Source organism: Frankia sp. CcCS3 (genome assembly GCF_977927575.1).
Genome location: NZ_CDWRCL010000308.1, coordinates 1 through 3,575 on the forward strand (window position 1 = coordinate 1; position 3,575 = coordinate 3,575).

Consider the following 3,575-nt stretch of genomic DNA (forward strand, 5'->3'; position numbering starts at 1 on the left):
GTCCCCACCTGACGGCAGCCGACCCCAACCACCCCGCCCGGCGCGGCCCACAGCCATGCCCGTGAACCGTCACCCACAGCAAGATCGCTAAAGCAGGTGAATGTTTACCCACGAAGGTCCGGTCCCCGAGGGACACCGACCCGTTTCTCCCAGCCTCCACCTTCGATGCCACCGCTGGCTTCGGGGGCAGCTCCAGAGTTCTTCGGGGGGTTGCCGCCAGGAGAGTAGGGGGGAACCCTCGAAACCCCCGGTCGTCATGTGCGACGCTTGTTCGGTGAGATTCCGGCTACATATGGTGGATTGAGGTGCCTCATCCGCGTGTACCCCGCCGACTGGCCGCCTGCGCCGCCCGCCACCGCTCATGGTGCTTCAGCATCGGGGGTATAGCCACCACGGCCGGAACGGTCGCCTGCCAGTGGCCGGCATTCTCCGACAACCCGGTGGCGGCGGGCATCAACGTCTCGGTGGCGCTCGCCTTCGTCCTCACCGGAGTGCTGCTGAACGGCGAGGACGCGTTGGGCAGCGCCACCGGAGCCATGATCTTCAGTGGTCTGCTGTGGGCACTGACCTGGACCGTGGCATGGGACAAGGGTCCGTCGGCTTTCATCTCCACGTTCGCCTACACGCATTTCTGGGTCTGTCTCGGCTGGGGCGCGCTGCGATATCCGGTCGGGCGATTGCAGAGCAACCGCGAGCGCGCCCTGCTGGCAAGCGCCGTCCTCGTCATCCCGGTGGCGAACCTGGGACTGGTCGGCATCTCCGACCCGACCTGGCTCGGATATTCCCGAAATGTCTGGTGGTATGGCTCGCCGATCGACCGGGATGTCTTCGAGGAGATCATCTGGGTCCTCAACAGCCTGACCCTCGTGCTGGCCGCGGCCTTTTTTTGGGTTGTCCGCGCGCGGCTGCGCCGCTACTCCGCGCTCGACCGCCGGATCTTCGGACCGGTCGTCATCGCACTGCTGGTCGCGTTCACCCTCGCCGCCACGGTCAACATCTTCGTCTACAACCCCAGCGGAGCCTACGTCCCGCCGGCCTTCATCCTCATCGCGCTCGCGCTGCTGACCATCCCCCTGTCCTTCGCCGCGGCGGGCGTACGCCGCCAGCTCGCCCGCGCCCGCATCGCACAGCTCCTGGCGACGCTGCCGATGCCGCCGACGGTCCCGGCCGTACGAGACATCCTGCGTACGGCTCTGCACGACGACTCCGCCGAGCTCTTCCTGTGGATGCCGCAGGAGCGGCGGCAGGTCGACGCCGAAGGCGCCACGGCCACCCCGCCCCGCCCCGGAGCCAGCCGGCTGCTCGTGCCGGTGACGACCTCGTCGGGCGCGCCACTGGCGCTGATCTCCGCCGCCGCCGCCCAGGAGCGCAACCGCGACCTGGTCACGGTCGCACTGCAGGCCAGCGCCATGGCGCTGGAGAACGCCCGGCTGCACGCCGCCGTGGCCGCGCAGCTGGACGCCGTGCGCGCCTCCCGGGCCCGCATCGTGGAGGTCGGCCTGATCGAACGGCGCCGCCTCGAGCGCGATCTGCACGACGGCGTCCAGCAACGGCTGCTGGCCCTCGCCACCAGGCTGGGACTCGCCCGGACAAAGACCTCCGACCCCGATACGATCTCTGCCATCGAAGCCGCTCGCGAGGATCTGCATCATGTTCTCCAGGACCTGCGCAGTCTGGCCCGGGGAATCCACCCGGCCATGCTGAGTCAGGGTGGGCTGCTCCCAGCCCTGGAGGTGGTGGTCGAGCCCCTCCCCGTCAAGGTCGAGTTCGACATCCCGACCGTCCGGTTCGAGCCGATCCTGGAGGCCGGCGCCTACTACACGATCTGCGAGGCGCTGACGAACACGGTCAAACACGCCGGGGCGGCCCAGGTCCGGGTGACGGTCCGGTGCGTGGACGACGGCATCCTGATCGAGGTCACCGATGACGGTAAGGGCGGTGCCGTCGTGGTCGAGGGTGGCGGGCTCGCGGGTCTCGCGGACCGGGTACGTGCGCTCGGCGGCGACCTGAGCATCCTCAGCCCGTCCGGCGGCGGCACCCGACTGACGGCGAGCATCCCGTGCGGGTAGCCGTCGCGGATGACTCAGAGCTGTTCCGCGAGGGGCTGGCCATGCTGCTGGCCGCCGCGGGAGTCGAGGTCGTCGCGCAGGCCGGGACCGCGGACGAGATCATCGACCAGCTCGCCTGCGGCCGGCCCGACGCCGTCATCCTGGACATCCGGATGCCTCCGACGTTCACCGACGAAGGGCTGATAGCGGCCGAGGCGATACGTGCGGCCCATCCCGCGATGGGCGTCTTGGTGCTGTCCACGTACGCCGAGACGCCATACGCGCTGCGGCTGCTGGGCGACGGGGGCGGCGGCATCGGATATCTGCTCAAGGACCGGGTGGACGACATCACCGCGCTGCACGACGCGTTACGCAGGGTGGTCGGCGGTCGGCTCGTCGTCGACGAGGAGATCATCGCCGGCCTGTTGACCCATCGCCGGCGGGCCGGCGAACTGGAACGCCTCACCGCCAGGGAGCGGGCCGTGCTCCGGCACATGGCCGAGGGGCGATCGAACCAGGGCATCGGCGCCAAGCTCCATCTGGCGCCGAAGACCGTCGAGAACCACGTAGCCAACGTCTTCACGAAGCTACGGATGCCGGCCTCCGCGGACGACAACCGTCGGGTACTGGCCGTGCTGGCCTGGCTCCGAGCCACCGGTGGCGAGGCCGGCGGCGAGGACCACTCCTCGCTCTCCGAGTAGCGGTCCACCCGGTTGGGCGAGCCGCAGTGACCATCGAAGCGTGATTCCACCCCCGAGCGCAGCCACGGAAGACTCTGTCCCACCGGGGTGGCGCAGCCCACGTGGGACGGAGCCCCCCGATCACGGGCATGTGCAGGCACGAACGGCCAAACTTGGGAACAACCATGTGAGCCAGCGAACCGGCGTGAGCGCTCCGTACCCGGACGCGCGCCCCGACTTGGGCCAGTGCCGTCATTGCGGCACCGCCACAGCGAGAGGAGCCCGGCGTGTCCGAGCAGGTCAGCACACTGACCGTCACCGACAACCGCACCGGAAAAACATATGAGATACCGGTTACGGACGGCGCGGTACGTACGAGTGCGTTTCGCTCGATCAAAACGAGCGACGACGACTTCGGGCTGATGACGTACGACCCCGCCTTCACGAACACGGCGAGCTGTAGAAGTGCGATCACCTACATCGACGGTGACGCCGGCATCCTGCGCTACCGCGGCTATCCGATCCAGGAGCTGGCGGAGAAGAGCAGCTTCCTCGAGGTCGCCTACCTGCTCCTCGCCGGCGAGCTTCCCTCCGCCGAGGAGCTGGCGACCTGGGAAGACGAGATCACCCATCACACCCTGGTCCACGAGTCGATCAAGAAGTTCATCGACGGCTTCCACCACGACGCGCACCCGATGGGCATGCTAGTCTCCACGGTGGGTGCGCTGTCGACCTTCTACCCGGACGCCAAGACGATCGACGACCCGGGGCTGCGCCGGCTGCAGATCGTCCGCCTGATCGCCAAGATCACGACATTGGCAGCGTTCTCCTACCGGCACTCGGTCGG

General features: G+C 68.5%; 3 protein-coding genes. All 3 read left to right on the forward strand.

The annotated features are described in order from the left end of the window. Positions 1-305: 305 nt before the first annotated feature. Complete coding sequence (locus AC08OQ_RS18390) at positions 306-2,069, forward strand: sensor histidine kinase (RefSeq protein WP_476599982.1); 1,764 nt, start codon at positions 306-308, stop codon at positions 2,067-2,069. Then, positions 2,060-2,749, forward strand: coding sequence for a response regulator transcription factor (locus AC08OQ_RS18395; RefSeq protein WP_476599980.1), 690 nt, complete (start codon positions 2,060-2,062; stop codon positions 2,747-2,749). Before AC08OQ_RS18390 ends, AC08OQ_RS18395 begins: the two co-directional genes overlap by 10 nt. Before the next feature lie 266 nt (positions 2,750-3,015). Next, positions 3,016-3,575, forward strand: a 560-nt coding sequence (locus AC08OQ_RS18400) for a citrate/2-methylcitrate synthase (protein ID WP_476612249.1), incomplete at its 3' end; no start/stop codon positions are given.